The organism is Nocardia sp. NPDC058497, assembly GCF_042720195.1.
Lineage (GTDB): Bacteria > Actinomycetota > Actinomycetes > Mycobacteriales > Mycobacteriaceae > Nocardia.
Genome location: NZ_JBHXMY010000742.1, coordinates 1 through 2,480 on the forward strand (window position 1 = coordinate 1; position 2,480 = coordinate 2,480).

The 2,480-nt window shown below is 66.6% G+C and carries 2 protein-coding genes; one reads left to right on the plus strand and one right to left on the minus strand.

Annotation, left to right across the window (positions count from 1 at the left end; genetic code table 11):
- Nucleotides 1-43: 43 nt before the first annotated feature.
- Nucleotides 44-1,189: an acyl-CoA dehydrogenase family protein gene (locus tag ACFWPJ_RS30320; RefSeq protein ID WP_378856554.1), complete on the minus strand. Its 1,146-nt coding sequence runs from the start codon at nt 1,187-1,189 to the stop codon at nt 44-46.
- 443 nt (nt 1,190-1,632) lie between these two features.
- Between ACFWPJ_RS30320 and ACFWPJ_RS30325 the strand changes: the two genes are divergently transcribed.
- Nucleotides 1,633-2,480, plus strand: an 848-nt coding sequence (locus ACFWPJ_RS30325) for a hypothetical protein (RefSeq protein WP_378856556.1), incomplete at its 3' end; no start/stop codon positions are given.

The window sequence follows — 2,480 nt, forward strand, 5'->3', positions numbered from 1 at the left end:
ACTGGTTTGGGGGGCCGGTCGAGATCACCTGTGCGCAGAAGTATTACAGGCTGCGGGCGATGATCTCCTTCATGATCTCGTTGGTGCCCGCGTAGATCAGCTGGACGCGGTTGTCGACCCACATGCGCGCGATCGGGTACTCGTTCATGTAGCCGTAGCCGCCGAACAGCTGCAGGCAGGTGTCGGCGATCTGCATGGCCTTGTCGGTGGTCCACCACTTCGCCATGGCGACGGTCGGGATGTCGAGCTCGCCGCGGATGTGCTTCTCGATGCAGTCGTCGATGAACACGCGCGCGATGCGCGACTCGGTGGCGACCTCAGCCAGCTTGAACTTGGTGTTCTGGAACCCGAACACCGGGCGGCCGAACGCCTCGCGCTCCTTGGTGTAGCGCAGGGTGTGATCGAGGGCGACCTCCATGCCCGCGACCGCGCCGTGCGCGACGATCAGGCGCTCCTGCGGCAGCTGCTGCATCAGCTGGACGAAGCCCTGACCCTCCTGGGTGCCGAGCAGGTTGGTCACCGGGACGCGCACGTCCTCGAAGAACAGCTCGGAGGTGTCCTGGCCCTTCTGTCCGATCTTGTCGAGCACGCGGCCGCGACGGAAACCCTCGCGGTCGGCCTCGACCAGTACCAGCGAGACACCGGCGGCGCCCTGGGTGGGGTCGGTCTTGGCGACCAGGATGATCAGGTCGGCCTGTGCGCCGTTGGTGATGAAGGTCTTGGAGCCGTTGATGACGTACTCGTCGCCGTCGCGGATCGCCTTGGCCTTGACTGCCTGCAGGTCCGAGCCGGTGCCGGGCTCGGTCATCGCGATGGCGCCGACGACCTCACCGCTGGCCATCTTGGGCAGCCACTGCTGCTTCTGCTCCTCGGTGCCGTAGGCGAGCAGGTAGTGGGCCACGATGCCGTTGTGCAGGCTGACGCCCCACGAGGTGTCCACGACGCGGGCCTGCTCCTCCATGAGCACGGCCTCGTGGGCGAAGGTGCCGCCACCGCCGCCGTACTCCTCCGGGATCGACAGACACAGCAGGCCCACTTCACCGGCCTTGTTCCACAGGTCGCGGTCCACGTGGTGCTGCTCGCGGTATTTGTCGATGTTCGGCGCGAGTTCCTTGGCCATGAAGGCCCGGGCGAGGTCGCGCAGGGCGTCCAGGTCCTCGTTCATCCAGCTGGACCGGTTGGCGGCCATCGAGTCTCCTTACGGCTCGGCACAGCACTGGTCCAGGGGTGACCAGCAGTTACAGATACAGTGTGGACCACTATTGACGAGGTGGCAATAGTGGGTTTCGGAGCGCCCGGCGGGCCGCGGACCCGGGTTCCGGCGGTCGAGGCCATGGGTCTTGACGGGGGCGCGAAGTTGGTGTCCGATTCATGGTGTCCCCGAACCTTGTTCGACAACGCTTGGGCACCGATGGTGCGAAAACCTTGGCTCGGAAGGTGGTCGGGGATTATCTTTCGGAGTTGGACTACCGGCCGGTATCGCCTGCGCGTGTCGCTCGCGGCGCGCCGGGTATGGGGAGCGGTGTCGGAGCATCGGTTTCGCACGGGCGGGTGTATGGACTATTAATGGCGTGTGCCGTTCACACGTGTGGTCACCCGTCTGCCTTCGCGATGCCGGGGCGGTGGTCGAGCATGACCGTCGATTCTCCCGTCGAAGACGACGTCAGCCAGCTCGCCCAGCGAGTCGAACGGGCGCGTGGGCGCCTCGCCTACCAATTCGACCCCGCCCTGACCGACGCGCTGTCGGAAGACGAGCTGCGCGCGGAGCGGGAACTCGCCGAACGCATCCGTGAACAGGATCGCGAACAGCGCTGGAAGCACACCCAAGCGATGGCACAGGCCTCCGACCGGGCCAGGAACACCACCGAAGCAATCGAGAAGGCCGACATGCGAGATCTGCTGCTCGCCAGAAAGGCGATGGCCTCCCAGCGCCGCGAATCGAGTCCGCACGCGAAGCTGGCTTCGCTGTACCGGCACCGGTCGTGGTCACTCAAGGCACTGGCCGGCGTCGTCGGCGCCGGCATGCTGTGGTCTGCGGTGAACGTGCAGCAGAACATCGCGCCGGGCGGTCCGAGCGACCCGCTGTTCTGGTTCAGCTACCTGCTCGAGGCGATGATCAGCGTCTGTCTGATCATCATCATGGTCGGCACGAACAAGGTCGCCGAGTGGGGCGTCATCGACAACCGGCGCCAGGTCGCGCTGGCCGAGATGGCCCTGCTCGGGCTCACCGTCACCCTCAACACCTATCCCTACCTGCGCGACGGCCGCTGGTACGACGCCGCGGTGCACGCGGTCGCGCCCGTGATGATCGGTGTCGCGCTGCTCATCCACGACGCCGCCAGCGCCCGCTACGGACTCGCCATCACCCGCGCGACCAGCCAGGTCAGGGACCTGCCCGACCCGGCCGAGAACCTGCTGGGCCGCGGGGCCACCGAGGGCGTCCGCTTGACCTACCAGCCGCCGATGACAGGCCAGGCTGT